The sequence below is a fragment of the Fontibacterium abundans (SeqCode) genome (genome assembly GCF_965235095.1).
In the GTDB taxonomy this organism is placed as follows: Bacteria; Pseudomonadota; Alphaproteobacteria; order Pelagibacterales; family Pelagibacteraceae; genus Fontibacterium; species Fontibacterium abundans.
In genome coordinates this window covers 165,001-182,482 of sequence record NZ_OZ249405.1, presented here as the reverse complement: position 1 = coordinate 182,482, position 17,482 = coordinate 165,001, and the positions used below count along the sequence as shown (strand labels likewise).

Annotated in this window: 18 protein-coding genes (1 of these 18 cut by a window edge); 8 read left to right on the top strand and 10 right to left on the bottom strand. The window is 24.9% G+C overall.

Going from position 1 to position 17,482, the window contains the following annotated elements:
* Together AC8GER_RS01015 and AC8GER_RS01010 are read right to left on the bottom strand one after the other, a co-directional pair.
* A complete protein-coding gene (locus AC8GER_RS01015) occupies window positions 1–1,458 on the bottom strand; it encodes a class I adenylate-forming enzyme family protein (RefSeq protein ID WP_506598124.1) in 1,458 nt (485 codons plus the stop codon).
* A gap of 4 nt (window positions 1,459–1,462) precedes the next feature.
* Window positions 1,463–1,684 (bottom strand): hypothetical protein, encoded by a 222-nt coding sequence (locus tag AC8GER_RS01010; protein WP_506598123.1) that lies wholly within the window; start codon window positions 1,682–1,684, stop codon window positions 1,463–1,465.
* A 941-nt stretch (window positions 1,685–2,625) separates the two neighbouring features.
* Here AC8GER_RS01010 and AC8GER_RS01005 point away from each other — a divergent pair.
* Together AC8GER_RS01005 and AC8GER_RS01000 are read left to right on the top strand one after the other, a co-directional pair.
* Window positions 2,626–3,870, top strand: a complete 1,245-nt coding sequence (locus tag AC8GER_RS01005) for a TIGR04372 family glycosyltransferase (RefSeq protein ID WP_506598122.1) — start codon at window positions 2,626–2,628, stop codon at window positions 3,868–3,870.
* Window positions 3,871–4,000: 130 nt separating this feature from the next.
* Entirely contained in the window at window positions 4,001–4,339 is a 339-nt protein-coding gene (locus AC8GER_RS01000; protein ID WP_506598121.1) for a phosphoheptose isomerase, read from the top strand.
* 4 nt (window positions 4,340–4,343) lie between these two features.
* Here AC8GER_RS01000 and AC8GER_RS00995 read toward each other — a convergent pair whose 3' ends face one another.
* Both AC8GER_RS00995 and AC8GER_RS00990 read right to left on the bottom strand, forming a co-directional pair.
* On the bottom strand, window positions 4,344–5,867 hold the full coding sequence (locus AC8GER_RS00995; RefSeq protein WP_506598120.1) for a PfkB family carbohydrate kinase: 1,524 nt from the start codon (window positions 5,865–5,867) through the stop codon (window positions 4,344–4,346).
* A gap of 14 nt (window positions 5,868–5,881) precedes the next feature.
* Complete coding sequence (locus AC8GER_RS00990) at window positions 5,882–6,430, bottom strand: SIS domain-containing protein (protein WP_506598119.1); 549 nt, start codon at window positions 6,428–6,430, stop codon at window positions 5,882–5,884.
* Window positions 6,431–6,553: 123 nt separating this feature from the next.
* Between AC8GER_RS00990 and AC8GER_RS00985 the strand changes: the two genes are divergently transcribed.
* The 5 genes from AC8GER_RS00985 to AC8GER_RS00965 are packed head-to-tail and all read left to right on the top strand — an operon-like array spanning window position 6,554 to window position 11,701.
* Entirely contained in the window at window positions 6,554–7,546 is a 993-nt protein-coding gene (locus tag AC8GER_RS00985; RefSeq protein WP_506598118.1) for an SDR family oxidoreductase, read from the top strand.
* Window positions 7,543–8,481 carry an SDR family oxidoreductase gene (locus AC8GER_RS00980; RefSeq protein WP_506598117.1) on the top strand — a complete coding sequence of 313 codons (939 nt, stop codon included), beginning with the start codon at window positions 7,543–7,545 and terminating at the stop codon, window positions 8,479–8,481. The genes AC8GER_RS00985 and AC8GER_RS00980 overlap by 4 nt, the downstream gene beginning before the upstream one ends.
* Entirely contained in the window at window positions 8,454–9,269 is an 816-nt protein-coding gene (locus AC8GER_RS00975) for a transketolase (protein WP_506598116.1), read from the top strand. Before AC8GER_RS00980 ends, AC8GER_RS00975 begins: the two co-directional genes overlap by 28 nt.
* Window positions 9,270–9,282: 13 nt before the next feature.
* Complete coding sequence (locus tag AC8GER_RS00970; RefSeq protein ID WP_506598115.1) at window positions 9,283–10,194, top strand: transketolase family protein; 912 nt, start codon at window positions 9,283–9,285, stop codon at window positions 10,192–10,194.
* A complete protein-coding gene (locus AC8GER_RS00965; RefSeq protein WP_506598114.1) occupies window positions 10,187–11,701 on the top strand; it encodes a hypothetical protein in 1,515 nt (504 codons plus the stop codon). The genes AC8GER_RS00970 and AC8GER_RS00965 overlap by 8 nt, the downstream gene beginning before the upstream one ends.
* Here the strand turns inward: AC8GER_RS00965 and AC8GER_RS00960 are convergent.
* From AC8GER_RS00960 to AC8GER_RS00935, 6 genes are read right to left on the bottom strand one after another with little or no spacing between them, the layout of a single operon-like run.
* Complete coding sequence (locus tag AC8GER_RS00960; protein ID WP_506598113.1) at window positions 11,696–12,478, bottom strand: SDR family NAD(P)-dependent oxidoreductase; 783 nt, start codon at window positions 12,476–12,478, stop codon at window positions 11,696–11,698. The two genes, AC8GER_RS00965 and AC8GER_RS00960, sit on opposite strands and share 6 nt — an antisense overlap.
* A gap of 4 nt (window positions 12,479–12,482) precedes the next feature.
* Window positions 12,483–13,673: a methyltransferase domain-containing protein gene (locus AC8GER_RS00955; RefSeq protein ID WP_506598112.1), complete on the bottom strand. Its 1,191-nt coding sequence runs from the start codon at window positions 13,671–13,673 to the stop codon at window positions 12,483–12,485.
* On the bottom strand, window positions 13,663–14,169 hold the full coding sequence (locus AC8GER_RS00950; protein ID WP_506598111.1) for a WbuC family cupin fold metalloprotein: 507 nt from the start codon (window positions 14,167–14,169) through the stop codon (window positions 13,663–13,665). The genes AC8GER_RS00955 and AC8GER_RS00950 overlap by 11 nt, the downstream gene beginning before the upstream one ends.
* Window positions 14,166–15,053: a sugar nucleotide-binding protein gene (locus tag AC8GER_RS00945; protein WP_506598110.1), complete on the bottom strand. Its 888-nt coding sequence runs from the start codon at window positions 15,051–15,053 to the stop codon at window positions 14,166–14,168. The genes AC8GER_RS00950 and AC8GER_RS00945 overlap by 4 nt, the downstream gene beginning before the upstream one ends.
* Window positions 15,053–16,096, bottom strand: coding sequence for an MDR/zinc-dependent alcohol dehydrogenase-like family protein (locus tag AC8GER_RS00940; protein ID WP_506598109.1), 1,044 nt, complete (start codon window positions 16,094–16,096; stop codon window positions 15,053–15,055). The genes AC8GER_RS00945 and AC8GER_RS00940 overlap by 1 nt, the downstream gene beginning before the upstream one ends.
* A gap of 3 nt (window positions 16,097–16,099) precedes the next feature.
* On the bottom strand, window positions 16,100–16,762 hold the full coding sequence (locus tag AC8GER_RS00935) for a class I SAM-dependent methyltransferase (protein WP_506598491.1): 663 nt from the start codon (window positions 16,760–16,762) through the stop codon (window positions 16,100–16,102).
* A 70-nt stretch (window positions 16,763–16,832) separates the two neighbouring features.
* Here AC8GER_RS00935 and AC8GER_RS00930 point away from each other — a divergent pair, with 70 nt between their 5' ends.
* On the top strand, window positions 16,833–17,482 hold the start of the coding sequence (locus AC8GER_RS00930) for a thiamine pyrophosphate-binding protein (protein WP_506598108.1). It continues 1,087 nt past the right edge of the window; only the first 650 of its 1,737 coding nucleotides appear in the window; its start codon is at window positions 16,833–16,835; its stop codon lies beyond the right edge, outside the window.

Sequence of the window (17,482 nt, the reverse complement as noted above, 5' to 3'; positions counted from 1 at the left end):
TTATTTATTAAATACTAAGTTAAGTTTTTTTTTAATGATTATTCTTTTAATTTTACCAGAAGCAGTTTTGGGAAAGTCGTCTAATAAATAAAAATATTTTGGCATTTTATAATTGCTAAGATTTTTTTTACATTGTTTTTTAATACAATCCACCAATAAATTAAATTTTAAATTAGAATTGTTAGGTTTAATAGCTACTGCAATTTCCTCACCTTGAATTTCATCATCAATTCCCACCACGCAACATTCTAAGAATTTTTTTGTTTTATATATTTCTTCTTCTATTTCCCCGGGAACAATATTTATTCCGTTTTTAATAATGAGATCCTTAGATCTGTCCAAAAAGAAGATGTTACCTTTTTCTTCTTTACCTATATCGCCGGTAATAAACCATCCTGTATTTGTAAAAGATTTTTTGAATAGTTGTTTGTTTTTATAATATCCAACAAAAACATTTTTTCCCTTAATTAGAATATTGTTTTTCTTATCTAGCTTAAATTTACATACAGAGAGAGGTTTGCCTATGGTTCCTGGCTTCCACTTTTTTTCTCTTGGATCATCTAAGTGAGTCGGCCCAGTTTCCGATAAACCATACAAATTTGCAACTTTAATTTTATATTTACTAATAAATTCAATTTGTTTTGATAATGGCAAAAATGAAGATCCGCATCCAATAAATTTGAGATTATTAAATTTTATTTTACTAATATTTATATTCATCTTGTTTAGCATAAATAAAATAGAGGGGACTATTTGGGTGTAAGTTATTTTATATTTTTTAAGTATATTAAAAAAATTTACCCCTATGTTTGCAAATCCACCAGAAATAAATAACTCAGATCCAACCATTAAACTAGGTAAAATATTATAATTTATTGATGCTGTATGTCCAAATGGCAGAAAGACAAGATGTTTATCTTTGTGTCCGAATTTAAAATCTTTATTGATAGAATCAATTAGTGACAGCATATTTTCATGAGAATACATAATGCCTTTGGGGTTTCCAGTTGTCCCTGAGGAATAATAGATACAAGCCAAATCTTTCAAGTCATTTCTAATTATATTTTTTTTATAAATCTCATGACCTAAAATATGATTAATATTTATGATTTCTTTTTTAAAAAATTTTAAATCTTTACTACCATCAGAAAGAATAATGTCTGGTTGAATAAATTCTAAAATTTTTTTTATTTCATTTTTTTCTGTAAAGAATGGTATGGGCACGAAAACTCCTTTGGACGAAGTAATTGCAAGAAAAAATTCAATATAAGATATGCAATTAGGCAAAATACATAAAATTTTTTTTTTTTTAAAACTATAATTATTTTTTAATTTATAAACAGTTTCAATTACATCATGAAAGCTTTTTTTTTTTCTATTATCTATTTCATATATAAATTTTAATTTTGTTTTATGTTCCTCAAAATATTCAAATATTGATTTTTTTTCAATTTTCATCGATTTACTTGATATTTTTTAATATATTTTTAATACTATTGAACTTGCTAAAATTTCTTTGGTTTATTCTAATTTTAAATTTTTTTTCTAAAGAAGATAGTATTGAAAAATTAGCCATGGAGTCCCAATTTTTACAACTGGTTTGCTTAGAATTTAAATCAATTTTTTCATTTAAGATGTTTTTAACAATCTTAATTATTTCTTTCTTTTTTTCACTTTCATTCATTTTGAATATTTTGTCTATGATTTTTTTAGTTTTAAGCTTTTTCATGTAAGTTTTATATTAATATTTTGCAAATTATTTATAAGATTAAAATGAAAAAACTCTTTTATAATTATTATTTCTCTAGATTGCAAACTTCATAATTATTTAATAAAACAGGAGCATTTCATGGATTTAATCATTAAATTTTTTTTCCAAGTTGTAATCCATTTCTTTTTTAATATCATTAGTTTGTAAAGATTTATAATTCAGACTTTTTACAAAATATCAATTTAATATCCAAAAATCTAAAATTCAAATAAATAGTTTGAAGAGTTATATTAAATAATTTTTTTACATAAAAGTTCATTATTACATCTCAATGCTCTGCGTATCATGAATTTTTTGTATAAAAGCAAATATCTTTATTGTTATTTTTGAAATTTAAATTGTTAATTATTGCTAAACTTTTCAAACTTATATTTACCCAATATTTGCTTCATGCATACCAATAACCATGATTTTAGAATGAGACTTATCTACGGTATTAGTTATGATAAAAAATTAATTTCATCTTTTGAAAACTTTGCGCCATTGTGTCAGAAGCGGGAACGTATAGTTGTTAAATTTTTAATAAAAAATTAAAAGTTTTTAATATTTATTGCATCATCCAAAGCGTTATTTTTGATTACAAAATTATCAATATCAAACAAAAACCAATGCAAATTGGTTCGACCTGTTAAATTTCCAAAGTTCCTGTATTTAAAAAATTTAAAAAAATTCAATGTCAAATACTTATACAAAATTTAATAAAATAATTTCTTACAGTTTTTTTTTAATGGATTTAACTATTACTAGCTATTTAATTAGAAAAATATGATACAAAAATTTATAAAATAAATAAATTCTAAAAATTTAACATGTATAACTTTTAAAAATTAATCAAAAAAATGTTTAAAACTAAAATGCAGAGTTCTTATATAAAGTTAAATCAATTAATTACATTTAGATTTTTTTTTAGACTTCCTATAATTATATTTTTTTTATTTACATCTGCGGTTGTATATTTTGTCATCTTAATAGCCAAACCATTTAAAACTATAAAAATATATACTTTCGATGCTGGAGCATTTGGTCATTACTATAGTGACTCTTTTCTTACTAACTTATTTAAAAAAAGAAATCACTTAATTTTTTCTTATATATCTGGTGATGATAAATATTCAAATAAATTTTTGAAACATTTTATAAAAAAAAAATTTATAAATTCTATTTTTTTTAAGTATTTAGATTTTCTAGCTACATTTTTACCATTTGGAAAAAATCTAAAATCATTTGATTTTAGATTTTACGCGGGTTCAAAAGATATATTTGGTCTATTTTATTACAAAAGAAAATTAGCAATAAATTTTTCCGACATTAAAGAAAGAGAGTTTAATAAATTTTTAGAAAATTATGGAATTGACCGAAAAGACAAAATTGTTACAATTAACATCAGAGACAATTATTATTATCATGTATTAAAAAAAAATATTACATCAAATAGCTTTGCGAGGAATTCTCTTGCTTACCAAGATTTAATACCTACTTTAATTGAATTAAAAAAAAGGAAGTATAAAATCCTTAGAATAGGTAGATTTAGAGAGCCTTTAAATGGCAATTTAAATAATTTAATTATTGATTTAGTTGATAAAAATTCAGATCCTGCCTTTGATTTTTGGATATGCAAAAGAACGAGTTTGCACTTAGGACATAATGGCGGGATTGATGCGTTGCCTGGTTATTTTCAAAAAAAATGTCTAATGTTTGAAATATCTTTTATAACAGAAGTATTTAATTGGTGCCCAGGAATAGCTTCTCTTTCGAGATTATATTGGAAAAAAAATGATAATTTTTTAACTTTAAATGAATATTTAAATTTATCATACAATAACCAGAAAAATAAAAAATTTTTAGAAACTGAAATTTATCGTGAGAAGGTTAATCCTCAAGATATACTAGATCTAACAATAAATACCTTAGATAACCAAATCCTAGCTAATGGTCGACAAAAAAAACTAATTAGATTATTAAAAGAATGGGACAGAAATAATCTAAACAAAAATAATATGAATAAAGAATTAAAAAGATATTTTATTTTTTTTCATCCAAAATTTAATTTTTCTGAAAAATTTTTAGATTATGCTGGAGAAAAGTGGATGGACAATTAGAAAATTTTTTAGTTATTTTGATATTCTTTATGATTTTTGGAAAACTGTTTATAAATTTAATAAATTTTATTATCATAAGTGTTAAGGTATGTAAAAATAAACAATTGCTAAGTTTTTTATTTTATAAATAATGAAAAAAATTTGTTTCGATATTGATGGAGTTATTTGCGATACCAATAAATCTAATTATAAAAAATCTATCCCAATAATAAAAAATATCAAAATAATTAATAAACTTTACGAGAAAAATATCATAATTCTTTACACTGCCAGATGCATGGGCAGGACTAATGATAATATAAAAAGAGCAGAAAAAATTATAAAAATATTAACTATATCTCAACTTAAAAATTGGAAAGTAAAATATCACAAAATTTTTTTTGGGAAGCCAAGCTACGATCTTGTTATAGATGACAGATCGTTATTTTTCAAAAAAAATTGGAACAAAAAATTAAATAATTACTTATAAAATTTTATTTCAATAAAGATTCAACGTATTTGGCATAATCAATATAATCAATATTTTTTGAATGCCCTATAATTGATACTTTCATTGAACCAGCTACATTGCCTAAAAATGTTATAAGCTCCGCATCATCAGATAATTTGGAGGCTAAAGAAGATATTGCAAAAAAAGCATCTCCACTTCCCATCGTGTCAACTACATTATAGTTAAAAACAGGAACATTTTTAAAAAATTTATTTTTAAAATACCAAGCCCCATTCTTTCCATCAGTTATGCATATATTCTTAAATTTTATTTTTTTAAACAAATCATTTCTAATTTCTTCTTTTGAAATATTTTTTTTTCCAACAGCAAGCAAAGCTTCTGGCTTGTCAATGCAAATATAATCTGCTTTATTATATTTCGTAACTAAATTAAATGGTAAATTGCCGCTATTTGTCTGAACGTTAATTGCTAGATATTTTGACTTAACAATCAAAATATCAATAATTTTATTTGTAAAAAAACCATGTCCGAAATCATTTAAAATAACTATGTCAAATTTTTTGAGATTTTTATTTAAGTATGATAAAATTTTTTTTTCATCTCTTTTACAAATATAATCTTCTTTCATTTCATACAGTTCAAATATTTTTTTTGGAAAATACGAATTTTCAATAAATCTTATTTTTTTAATATTTTTAAATTTATTAGAAGAAATAAGATTTATATTCAATTTTTTTTTTAAATTTTTCTTTATAAAGAAAGAATCTTTAGAATTATTTTCAGCAAGAGTTAATAAAGTTACATCATTGCAGAATGAAGAAATATTATTAGAGACTGCAAAAACGCCACCTAGAAAAGAACTTTTTTCGTTCCTTAAATATGAAATTAAATTTTCTTTTGGTGTTTTATTAAGGGGTTTTGTATATATATACTCATCTATTATCCCTTCTCCCAGAACAAGAACTTTTAAATTTTTAAATTTTTCTAAAATATTGTTAATTTTATCAAAATTATTTTTTTTGGAGAAAGTGCTTAAAAAAGTTTTGGCTTCCTCCTTAAGTAAATCAAATTGTGTATTTATTATATTCGATGAGCTGAACTTTTTAGTTTCTGTAAACACAACCTTACCCTTATATCCTTTTACTAAATCTAATTCTTTTTTTAAATTTCCTGTAAAATCTTTTAAATTTAAATAATCTTTGCCTTTAAAATAAATATTAGGTTTTATTAGATTTATAGAAGTTTGAGCTGTTTCTTCTTGAATTATAATAACATAATCTACAAAACTTATAGAGCTCAACATTTCCGCTCTTTGGTTTTCTTTAAAATACGGTCTGCCAGGACCTCTTTTTACATAATTATCTCCTGTAATAGTTACGAATAATTTAGCACTAGAATCTTTTTTTTTAATATCCTCAAAATGCTTAATGTGACCCAAATGTAAAATATCAAAAACTCCATGAGCTAAAAATATCTTAGCATTATTCGCTTTAAGTTTTTTTAGCAAAACTGAAGCTTCACTAATACTAATTATTTTTTTTAACATAATAATTAAAAACCTTATTTAATAAATTTTATGTAATCAACTAGCATTAACAACCACGATTGATGGATGTTTTCTACAATATTATATGTTTTGTTGTTTACCCAAAAATTAATATCTCCAATACTTTTCAGCCGATTATTTTTATTAAAACCAGTAAAAGTTATTAATAAATTTTTATTCTTTTTTATAAATCTAGCCGCATTAATCATATTTCTAGATTCTCCGCTGCTGCTTATCAAAATTACTACGTCTCCTATCTCTAAAAATTTTTTTAATGACTGAGTCACAGAATGCTCATAACCATAGTCGTTGGCATAACACGTAATGATAGACGCTTCATTAAAATGAATAGATTTTATATTGCAAACATTAACTAGATCTAAAGCAACATGACTTACAATTGATGCGCTACCTCCATTACCAAATAAAATTACTTTATTTTTTTTTAAATTTTTTAATATTTCTGCTAGTTTATTAAAATTATTGATGTCCAAGTTATTAAAGCTTTTAAAAAAAGAATTTTTATAATTTTTATAAAATTTATTGAAAAAAGTTTTTTTCATTTTATTGATTAAATGTGACGACAAATTTATATTTGGTATTTATATAAAAATATATTAATTCTTTTAAGTTAACAATATTAAAGAACTTTTTATATACTTATTATGTTATACTTAAATGTTTAAATGAAAAAAAAAATTTTAGTCTTGGGTAGCAATTCTTTTTCAGGTTCGCACTTCGTAAATTTATTATTAAAAAAAAATTTTAAAATTATTGGAATTAGTAGGTCAAAAGAGCCAATAAAATGTTACTTACCTTATAAATATAATAAAAAATTATATAATTTTAAGTTTTATAGAAAAGATTTAAATAAAAATTTAACTGAAATAATTAAAATAATATCCAAAAATAAAATAAAATATATAGTTAACTTTGCAAGTCAGGGTATGGTGGCTGAAAGCTGGAAAAATCCTAAAGATTGGTATCTAACAAATACTTTGTCTCAAATAAACTTTTTTCAAGAATTAAAAAAAATAAAAATTAAAAAATATTTACATATAAGCACACCAGAGATTTATGGCAGTTCTAAAAAAAAAATATATGAAACCAATGCGCATAATCCAACAACTCCATATGCAATTTCTAGATCTGCGGCAGACAAACATTTATTTGGATTAAATAAGATATTTGAATTTCCGGTAGTATTTGCAAGAGCTGCGAATGTCTATGGACCAGGACAACAACTCTACAGAATTATACCAAAAATAATTATAAGCATAAAAAAAAATATTTTAATACCGATTCATGGAATGGGTAAATCAAAGAGATCCTTTGTTCACATTGATGATACAAGCGATGGATACTTTAAAATTTTAATGAATGGAAAAATAGGACAATGTTATCATATTTCTGCAAAAAATTATTTATCAATCAAGAAACTTGCGATGCTAATATGTGCGATTTTAAAAAAAAAACATTCTAATTTTCTAAAATTTTTACCAGAGGATAGACCTGGTAAGGACATGGACTATTTTTTATCCTCTAAAAAAATTAAAAAAGAATTAAAATGGAAAGATACAATTGATCTTTACAAAGGTATTAAAGATACTATTGAATGGATTAATGATAATTATAAAATATTAAGTAAAGAACCTATGAAATATAGACACAAACAATGAAATTATTAATAACTGGAGGATGTGGCTATGTTGGTTCTGAACTTATTAAATCTTTACTAAAATCAGATCATAAAATAATTAACATTGATGTCCAATGGTTTGGCAACTATCTACAAAGCCATAAAAATTTAATAAATATTAAAAAGGATATTAGAAATATACCTGATAAACTTTTTAAAAATATTGATATTGTAATTCATTTAGCAAACATTGCTAATGATCCAGCTGTAGAGCTTAATCCGGTTCTCTCATGGGAAGTGAATGTACTTGCTTCTATGAAATTAATAAACCAAAGCATTAAATATGATGTTAAAAAATTTATATACGCGAGCTCTGGTAGCGTTTATGGAATAAAAAAAGAAAAAAAAGTAACTGAAAATTTAGAACTATTACCAATATCAATTTATAATAAAACTAAAATGATATCTGAAAGAGTTCTTATGAGTTTTAAAGACAAAATAGTTATAAATTGTATAAGACCAGCTACTGTATGCGGTCTATCTGCACGAATGAGGTTTGATTTGACAGTTAATCTACTAACTTTACAGGCGTTAAAAAATAAACAAATTACTATTTTTAATGGCAATCAAATAAGGCCAAATATTCATATAAAAGATATGGTAAGAGTTTATGAATTTTTTATAAAAAAAAATATCAGCTCTGGATTTTATAATGCTGGTTTTGAGAATCTAAAAATTAAAAGTATTGCCCAAAAAATAAAAAATAAGATAAACACAAATATCATAAAACTTAAATCGAATGACTTAAGATCTTATAGGCAAGATTCTTCAAGATTGATTCATCTAGGATTTAAAAGAAAATTCTCTGTAGAAAATGCAATTGATGAAATTATTGGTGCCTACAATGCAAATAAAATAAAAGACAAAAAAAACAACTACACAGTTCAATGGATGAAAAAACTAAACATCAAATAAAAAAAATTAAAATTCTCGCAAAAGAAATAAGACAAGACGTATTAAAAATGTCTTATGAAATGAGAACCGCCCATTTGGCTTCCTCCCTGTCCTGTGTTGATATTATTTCAACTATTTACGAATCTTTTTTAAAAATAAAAAAAAATTACTTACAAAACATAAAACGTAATAGATTTATCTTAAGCAAAGGCCATGCCGCAACTACATTATATTCTGTATTATTTAGAAAAAAAATTATTTCTAAAAAGGAATTTAATTCTTTTTGCAAACCAAACTCTTTACTTGAAGAGCATCCATCCCCGAAAACAAAAGGAGTAGAATGCGCAACCGGATCTTTAGGGCACGGATTGCCGATTGCATGCGGCATTGCATTAGGAAATAAAATTAAAAAAAATAAAACAAAAACATACGTGCTTATTAGCGATGGGGAGTGTAACGAAGGTTCTACTTGGGAAGCGGCAATGTTTGCATCTGCAAAACAATTGAATAATTTAATATTGATCGTAGATTATAATAAATGGCAAGCTACTGGTAGAAGCAACGAAATACTCTCTTTGGCTCCTCTAGCTAAAAAATTTGAAACTTTTGGCTGGAAAATATTTGAAATTAATGGTCATAATTATTATCAGTTAATAAATGCTTTAAAATATTCTTCTAAAAAAAGACCCATCGCAATTATTGCAAATACTATAAAAGGAAAAGGTGTTTCATTTATGGAAGACAATAATAATTGGCATTACAAATCACCAGACGAACAAGAATTAATAAGGTCATTAAAATTTTTATAACTTAAAATAAAATATGAGAAACGCTTTTGCAAAAAATATAACTAAGCTAGCAATTAAAAATAAAAAAATAATTCTTCTATCTGGTGATATTGGAAATAAACTATTTGATGAATTCAAGAAAAATTGCCCAAATCAATTTTATAATTGTGGGGTTGCTGAAAATAATATGGTTGGCGTAGCTTCCGGACTTGCTAAATTAGGCTTTATACCTTTTGTTTACACAATAACGCCATTTTTAGTTGCCAGATCATATGAACAGATAAAAATTGACGTTTGTTATCCAAATCTTGGGGTCACTATTGTTGGGACAGGAGCTGGTTTATCGTATTCTAGATTAGGGCCGACGCATCATTCGTTAGATGACTTATCTTTAATGCAATCGATACCAAATATAAGGATTTTATGCCCTGGAGACTCTATAGAAGTAGAGGCGCTCCTAGAGCAAATAGTTAAAAAAATAGGGCCAACATATTTTAGACTGGGAAAAAAAGGTGAGCCATTAATAAATACATCTAAAAAAAAAATAAAAATAGGCAAAGCAAATTTAATCAGAAAAGGTAAGGATGTATTAGTAATATGCGTTGGTAATACAATTGGAATCGGCCAATCACTAAATCAAACTTTAGAAAAAAAAAGAATTAAAAGCACTATTCTAAGTTACCATACAATTAAACCCATAAATTTTAAAGAATTACAAAGCTATATTAAAAATTTTAAAAAAATAGTTATCATAGAAGAGCACTCCGTTCATGGAGGACTTTCGTCTACAATAAAGAATTACTTTTATAAAATACTCCATAATAAAAAAGTTATTTCAATTTGTGCTCCGGATTTATTTTTTAATGGACTAGGAGAACAGCATGAAGCAAGAAATAAATTAGGATTTAATATAAAATCTATAATAAAAAAAATTCTAAGTGAATAAAATAAAATTAGCTATAGATCTTGATAATACAATTATTAATTACGACCATCTATTTTATAAAGCTGCCAGGAATAAATTAAGCATTCAGTCTAATATAAAAAATAAAGAAAATATTAAAAAGTTAATAATAAAAAAATACAGCGAAAAAAAATGGACAGAAATTCAATCTGCGGTTTATTCTCAGAAAATATTTCAAGCCAAAATATTTCCTGGATTTATTAATGAAATTAAAAAATTATCTAAATATTGTGAAATTTTTATCGTTAGTCATAAAACTTTGTGGCCAATCTACGGTAAGAAAATTAATCTACATAACAAAACAAAACAATTCTTAAAAAAAAAAAAAATTTCATTTTGCAAAAATTATTTAATTAAAGAAGAAAATATATTTTTTGAAACAACAAAAGAAAAAAAAATTAAAAGAATTGAAAGAATAAAACCTGATTATTTTATTGATGATCTAGAAAGTATCTTAAAAAACATTCCTAAATCTATAAATAAAATTTTATTTAACAATAAAAAAAATAATCATTTTGAAAATCTTACAACCTGGTTTCAATTAAATAAATTTATTAATAAATACCAACTATATCTAAACTCAATAAAAAAAAAATATGGTAACAATGTAAAAATAATAAAAGAAATCAAAAGAGGAACTAACAATTATTCTTTAATAATAAAAATATCGAATAAATTATTTTACCTTAAAATATTTCCCAACGAAGCAAATTCACTAAAAAAAAATATAAAAGAATTTAATTTTCTTAGTTCTTTAAAAAAAGCAAAAATATTTCAAATAGCAGATCCTATTTATATTAATTTAGAATTAAATTATTCTCTTTATTCTTTCATAAAAGGTACAGTTAATTCAAAACCGAGTAACGAAGATATCAATCAATGTATAGAATTTATAAGAAAAATTCAAAAAGCTAAAAAATACTTCTTCAAATATTCAAATCGAGAGCGTTTATATGCTACTGATTATTTAAGATCTATTTTCAGTTATTCCTCAAATATAGACCAGAGAATATTAAAACTTAAATCAAAGTTAAATAATCAAAAAATTATCAATTTTTTATCAAATAAAGTGCTGCCTAAATGGAACCTTTTTAAGAAAACTTATAAAAATGACATTAAAAATTTAAAGATTGATAAAAAAGAATTTATACTTTCTCCTTCAGATTTTACGTTTAAAAATACTTTAAAAGTAAAATCAAAAATATTTTTCTGCGATTTTGAATATTCGGGGTTAGACCATCCTTATAAACTTGTATCTGATTTTATTTGTCAGCCTGATATTAATATTTCTTCTAAAAAAAAACTTTATGTATTAAGTAACTTTCAAAATTTTATAAAATTTGACCACACAATATTTAATCTAATTTTAAATATCACTAAATTTAAGTGGTGTTTAATAATTTTGAAAGCACTAACTAAAAACAATAAAACTTCTAATCCGAAAGAAGATTTATTTCTTAAATCGCAAATATATTTTAAGAATTTATAAATAATTAAATGCCATATATTGTCTCGATTGACCCCCGTCTGGCTGTAGAATGGATCCGTGAAAAAAAGATGCATATTCAGAACTCAAAAAGACAATAATACCGACCAACTCATCCATAGTACCAAATCTTCCTAGTGCAGTTCTATTTTTTAAATATTGTTTTGCATGTTTTGATTTAATATTTTTAGGGTTCCAGTGTCCTTTCTCTGTAATAACCACTCCAGGAGCTACCGCCGTCATTACAATATTTCTTTTTTCTAAAGCTAATTGTCTTCCCACGCTTCTCGTGTAAGCAGTAAGAGCAGCTTTCGAAGCATTAAATGCGGAGGGCCCACTAATTTCAAGGCCAGCAATAGAAGTAATGTTAATTATACGTCCCCAATTATCTTTCATCATATCTTTGATAAAATTGTTAGTAACATTAACAGTCGTAAAAAAATTTAAATTCATGACTTCCTCCCATTTTTTTACATCAACGAAAGGATCTGTTATATTTAATGTATGACCTATATTATTGATTAATATATCAACCTTTGAAAATTTATTTTTAATTTTTTTATATAAGATTTTAACATTTTTTTTTTTAGATAAATCAATATTAAAACCAAAACTATTCTCTCTGCCTAAAACTTTTAATGTATTTTGAATATCAGTTTTTTTTCTCGAGGTAATAATTACTGTTGCATTTGCTTTGGATAGAGCAATAGCGATACCTTTTCCTATGCCTGTGGCACCGCCAGTTACTAAGGCTATTTTTCCTGTAAGATCTATTTTCATAAATTTATAAAGTTAATGAGGGATTAATAATAATTCTTGGCTTTTTATCAAAAAGCAACTGATTTATCCTTCTTGTTGAAATAGATGATGCCGTCGAAGTTGTTATTACTAAAGAATTTCTCAAATCAGTATTCCTTAAACCTTTAATTTTAATATTAAGATTAGGAAAATATTTTCCAATTTTTTCTTTGTCGTCATCTAAAATGGCATCGCATAAAGAAATTATATTGTTTAATTGGTAATTAATAATTGGCAACATAAGCCCCCCCCCCCACGCGTAAATCTTGAGTTTTCTCTTTTTATAATACTTAATAACATTCGTTAAATTTTTTATGTACAACTTATAACGGATATACACCTCATTTAGATCAAATTTTAAATAGTCGATTTTTATAAATTTATTCTTTTTAAATTTAGATTTTTTTTTCTCAAAATAAATCATCAAAGCACCATAATGTTCTTCGCAATAATCAAATTTCTTTATTTGGGCTCCAACCATATCTAAAATTTTTGAGCTAGACTTTAAAGAAAAAAGGTTAAAATGCTGATGGTGTATTTGATCAAAGGAGCATCTGTTAATTAAACTTTCGCAACTTGGGTACTGGAAAAAAAATTTAGTTTTATTACTTCCTAACATCATAACTTTTTTTAAAAAATATAGTGGATTCTCAATATGCTCTAATGTATGGCCACAGATAACAACATCCGGAACAAAACTAATTTGGCTTTGGTTAACTTTTTCAAAAAAATTTTTTATAATTTTTATTTTTTTAATATTTGAATCTAGTTTTCCAGTTGGGTCGATCGCAACAGCCTTATTAATTCTTTTATCTTTATAAAATTTATTCAAAAGATATAAATCGTTAGCTCCTATTTCTAATATATTTAATTTTCTTTTATTTAAATTTTTATTTATAAATTCATAAAAAATATCATTTGCATATCTCCCGGAAAAAGCTTTTGTTGAAGAAGTCATGTAGCTATCATTGTAAAACTTTGCGGTATCGTACAAATAAGTTAAGCTTAAATGTTCACATTCAGAACAAAATTTTATTTTTTGATCATAAAAAATTTTAGCTCTTGATGGTTTTTTGAATAAAATCTCTGTTATTGGTAATTTTTTTAAATAGAGGATATTGCTCTTAGGGGGTATTTTATTACACAATGTGCAATGAGGTTGAAATTTATATTTCATTAAAATAATCTATTTTTTTTAAAAAATTTTTAACTTCCTGTTTATTATCTTCATTAGGTGCCCATTTGGGATAAGAAACGTCTTTATGTTTTATAAAAGGTCCAGAATAAACTTCATGATAAATACACCATTTGCTTACTGCGATAGGCATATGATAATAACCTTTGCTCATCCTATAAAAAAAATCTAAGTTTGATTTATAGTCACCCATCCTAACTATTCTAATTTTTTTTCCGTTTTTATCAAATAAATAAACATTCATTTTTCCTTCTATTACATGATAAGATTCGCTTTTTCCATTTGGGTGAATATGTGGAGCAATGAAACTTTTATTGCTTAATGCTATAATCATTTCTTGCGTTTTTTCATTATTGTTTTTATGAATGCATATTCTAGATCTTTTTTTTGAATTTCTAGAAGCAATTAACTTTAATTTTTTTACTAAAATTTTTTTATAAATAGCGATATTGTTTTTATTCTGAATTTTACTAATCATTTAAAACTACTATCTAAAATCGCAACTTTTTTTCTAATTATGTCTTTAAAATTTTTGTATTTTCTACTTTTTAATTCTTTATGCGAAGTCAATAAATTATTAATTTTACCTCTTGGTTCAGAATATCTTATTTGATTAAATTTGACAGGTGCATATTTCATTTTACTTCTCTTTTTACTAAATTTTATAATAAAATCGGCTAATGCACTTCTGACTATTTTTTGAGGAGAACAAATGTGAGCTATCTTTATTTTTTGCAACTTTTTATTTACAATTAAAGATGCTAATGAGCTACACAAATCATCTATATCGGTCATACTAAAAATATTGTCATAAGCCATTTTAGCATCTTTTTTTAATAAAGATTTATAAGTCATAGAAATTACACAGCGGTTTAAATTCTCTCTGCCAACCACCCAACCTGTTCTAATAATGCAATAATTTTTTAATTTTTGTTTGATATATTTTTCAATAAAAAATTTAGTTTTTCCATAAAAATTTAAAGGACTGGGTCTTGAATTCTCATAATAATTTCCATTTTTTCCATTGAAGACCTCCACTGATGACATAAAATATAATTTGCAACCAATTTTATAGATATCTTCTATTAAATTTTTTGTAGATAAAATATTTAATTTTTTTGCTTCTGCTTTATTTTTATATATCCAATGTGGATTACTGTACGCGGACAACAATATAATCACATCGCTAGAAGAAAGATCTGGAAAAATATCTTTAACTTTATCTTTTAATAAATCAAACTTTATAAGACCTTTAATTTTTCTTAATGAATAAGTTCCAATAACTTTAATTTTTTTTTTTTTTAATTTATGAATTAAAGTAGATCCGATTAAGCCGGATGCACCAATAACAAATACTCTCATTAATAAACAATTATTGATTTGCCAATAATTTTACTTTTACGCATATCACTAAATAATTGATTAATATCATCAAGCTTTATCTTGTTATATATAAAGCTGTTATTATTAAATTGTTCCTTACTTATTATTTGAGAATAACTTAAAAAATCTTTATCTGGATTAAAATCACCGCCTCTGCTTCCAATTATTTTTTTACCTAAATTAATATCTAAAGTATAAAATTTTGCCAATTCTTTAAAAGAGGGAACGCCTATCAAAATTTCTGAACCCTCTTTATGTAAGGCTTTAAAAGCCTGAGATATAACCACCGAATTTCCACTGCATTCAAAAAAATAATCAACCCCATTTATAAATCTTTTTTTAATTTCAACATCAATGCTTCTTGATTTATTATTTAACAAAAAACTTGCTCCATACTTTTTTGCTAGATCTAATTTTTTATTATCTAAATCGATTGCAATTATATCTTTAACTTTCAAATAATTTAAAATCTTGATAACGTACAAACCGATTGCACCGCAACCACTTACAGCTGTTACACTATTTTTTGCAACTTTTGATAGTTTGAAAACAGAACTTAGCGCGGTACTTGCTGTACAGCCTAATAATAAAGAACTTAACATATCAAAATTTTTTTTAATCTTGGTAATTCTATTTTCAGAAACTATGCAATGCTCATTAAATGTTGTAACTAATCCTGCATTTATTTTTTTATTTTTCCAAAAATAATTAGGATTTTGAGAGTTTATCCCACTAGAAGGCATCCAATGCAGAAGCACTCTGTCATTCTTTCTTACTTTTTTTACTTTAGGACCAACTTCTAAAACTGACGCGATACCCTCATGACCTAATAAGTGTGGTAAAAATTTATCTGGACCTTTTACTCCTTCAATTTCTCCTAATTGAGATCCACAAATTCCAGAATAAATAAGTTCGACTAGCACTTGTCCTGCTTTTAATTTCTTTGGTAAAATAATAGTATCAATTACTAAAGGTTTTTTTTGCTTAACTAATATTGCTGCTTTGGTTTTTTTAATAAACATTATTTATTTAAAATATATAAATGAAAAATCACCAGTATAACCAGATTGCTTAAAAAACCATTTCCACTCTAGAGGTGTGTAAAAAGCCTCACATGTCACCTGCCAATATAATAAATTAACTTTTTCAAATTCATTTCTATAAGACTCAACGCAAATATATTTATGCTTACAAGAAACCCTCTCGATCTCTCTAAGAGCGGACATCAAATCATAACAATATAAATTATGTAAAGTATTTAAAGAAATTACTAAATCAAAATAATTACTTTTGTAAGGCAAAGATTTGGCATGTCCTTTTTTTAAGTGTGGTTTTATCTCTGACTTTGATTCTTTAATTGCATAACTGGAAATATCTAAACCATAAATTCTGCACTTAGGTAATAATTTTTTAAATTCATACAATAAATAACCTTTTCCACAGCCCACATCCAAAATTTTAGATTTATTATTTAAATTATAGTGTTTAATAATTTTTTTGGCGATTGGTAACCATCTGCTGTCATAATGATAACCGCCATAATTAATATCTCGTGAACCATCCCAATAATCGTATCCCCACTTTTTAGCTTTTATGGCCGCTTTTGCTTTATCAATCTTATTTACTCTTTCTAAATAATTTCTTTTAACGCTATTATGCTTTTTAGATAAAAAGTTAATTTCCATAATTGTATTTTAATTATTACCTATAACTATTATAAAATGTAATTAATAAGAATAATTTATTTTAAAAAATTAAATGAAAGCTACTGATTTAATAGCTAATATACTAAAAAAGAATTCTTTAAAATGTGCATTTGGTCTGCAAGGTGGTGCTGTGGTTCATATTTTTGACTCTTTAGTTAAAAATAAAATTAAAGTTATTTTTACTCATCACGAAGAAAGCGCGGCATTAGCTGCAACTGCTAATGCAAAATTAACTAATGAGATAGGCTGCGCAGTTGTAACCACAGGGCCTGGAAGCACAAATGCCATAACTGGGTTGCTTGCAGCATGGCAGGACTCTGTTCCTGTAATTTTTATTAGCGGGCAAGCTAGATCAAATCATACTTCTTACGGCAAGAAAGTAAGGCAGGTTGGCACGCAAGAGGTAAATATTTGCGATATCATAAGACCAATATCGAAATATTCTAAATTTATTTCTAAAAAAGAAGATATTTTAAAAGAGTTTAATAAAGCTATATTAATTGCAAAATCAGGAAGACCAGGTCCTGTTTGGCTCGATTTAGCTCTAGATATTCAATGGAGTGAAATAAAAATAAAAAAAAATAATATAAAAAAAATTTCAGTAAGAAAGAATCCTATAAAAAGCACAGATGTTAAAAAAGCAATTAAATTAATAAATAAATCAGAAAAACCATTATTTGTTCTAGGGTATGGATTAAGATC

Bases quoted from the DNA above. Each gene is read 5' to 3' on its own strand.
- AC8GER_RS00960 (WP_506598113.1), bottom strand. From the start codon at position 12,478: ATGAAAATAGATCTTACAGGAAAAATAGCCTTAGTAACTGGCGGTGCC.
- AC8GER_RS00985 (WP_506598118.1), top strand. From the start codon at position 6,554: ATGAAAAAAAAAATTTTAGTCTTGGGTAGCAATTCTTTTTCAGGTTCG.
- AC8GER_RS01015 (WP_506598124.1), bottom strand. From the start codon at position 1,458: ATGAAAATTGAAAAAAAATCAATATTTGAATATTTTGAGGAACATAAA.
- AC8GER_RS01010 (WP_506598123.1), bottom strand. From the start codon at position 1,684: ATGAATGAAAGTGAAAAAAAGAAAGAAATAATTAAGATTGTTAAAAAC.
- AC8GER_RS00995 (WP_506598120.1), bottom strand. From the start codon at position 5,867: ATGTTAAAAAAAATAATTAGTATTAGTGAAGCTTCAGTTTTGCTAAAA.
- AC8GER_RS01005 (WP_506598122.1), top strand. From the start codon at position 2,626: ATGCAGAGTTCTTATATAAAGTTAAATCAATTAATTACATTTAGATTT.
- AC8GER_RS00955 (WP_506598112.1), bottom strand. From the start codon at position 13,673: ATGAAATATAAATTTCAACCTCATTGCACATTGTGTAATAAAATACCC.
- AC8GER_RS00980 (WP_506598117.1), top strand. From the start codon at position 7,543: ATGAAATTATTAATAACTGGAGGATGTGGCTATGTTGGTTCTGAACTT.
- AC8GER_RS00945 (WP_506598110.1), bottom strand. From the start codon at position 15,053: ATGAGAGTATTTGTTATTGGTGCATCCGGCTTAATCGGATCTACTTTA.
- AC8GER_RS00940 (WP_506598109.1), bottom strand. From the start codon at position 16,096: ATGTTTATTAAAAAAACCAAAGCAGCAATATTAGTTAAGCAAAAAAAA.
- AC8GER_RS01000 (WP_506598121.1), top strand. From the start codon at position 4,001: ATGAAAAAAATTTGTTTCGATATTGATGGAGTTATTTGCGATACCAAT.
- AC8GER_RS00970 (WP_506598115.1), top strand. From the start codon at position 9,283: ATGAGAAACGCTTTTGCAAAAAATATAACTAAGCTAGCAATTAAAAAT.
- AC8GER_RS00990 (WP_506598119.1), bottom strand. From the start codon at position 6,430: ATGAAAAAAACTTTTTTCAATAAATTTTATAAAAATTATAAAAATTCT.
- AC8GER_RS00975 (WP_506598116.1), top strand. From the start codon at position 8,454: ATGGATGAAAAAACTAAACATCAAATAAAAAAAATTAAAATTCTCGCA.
- AC8GER_RS00950 (WP_506598111.1), bottom strand. From the start codon at position 14,169: ATGATTAGTAAAATTCAGAATAAAAACAATATCGCTATTTATAAAAAA.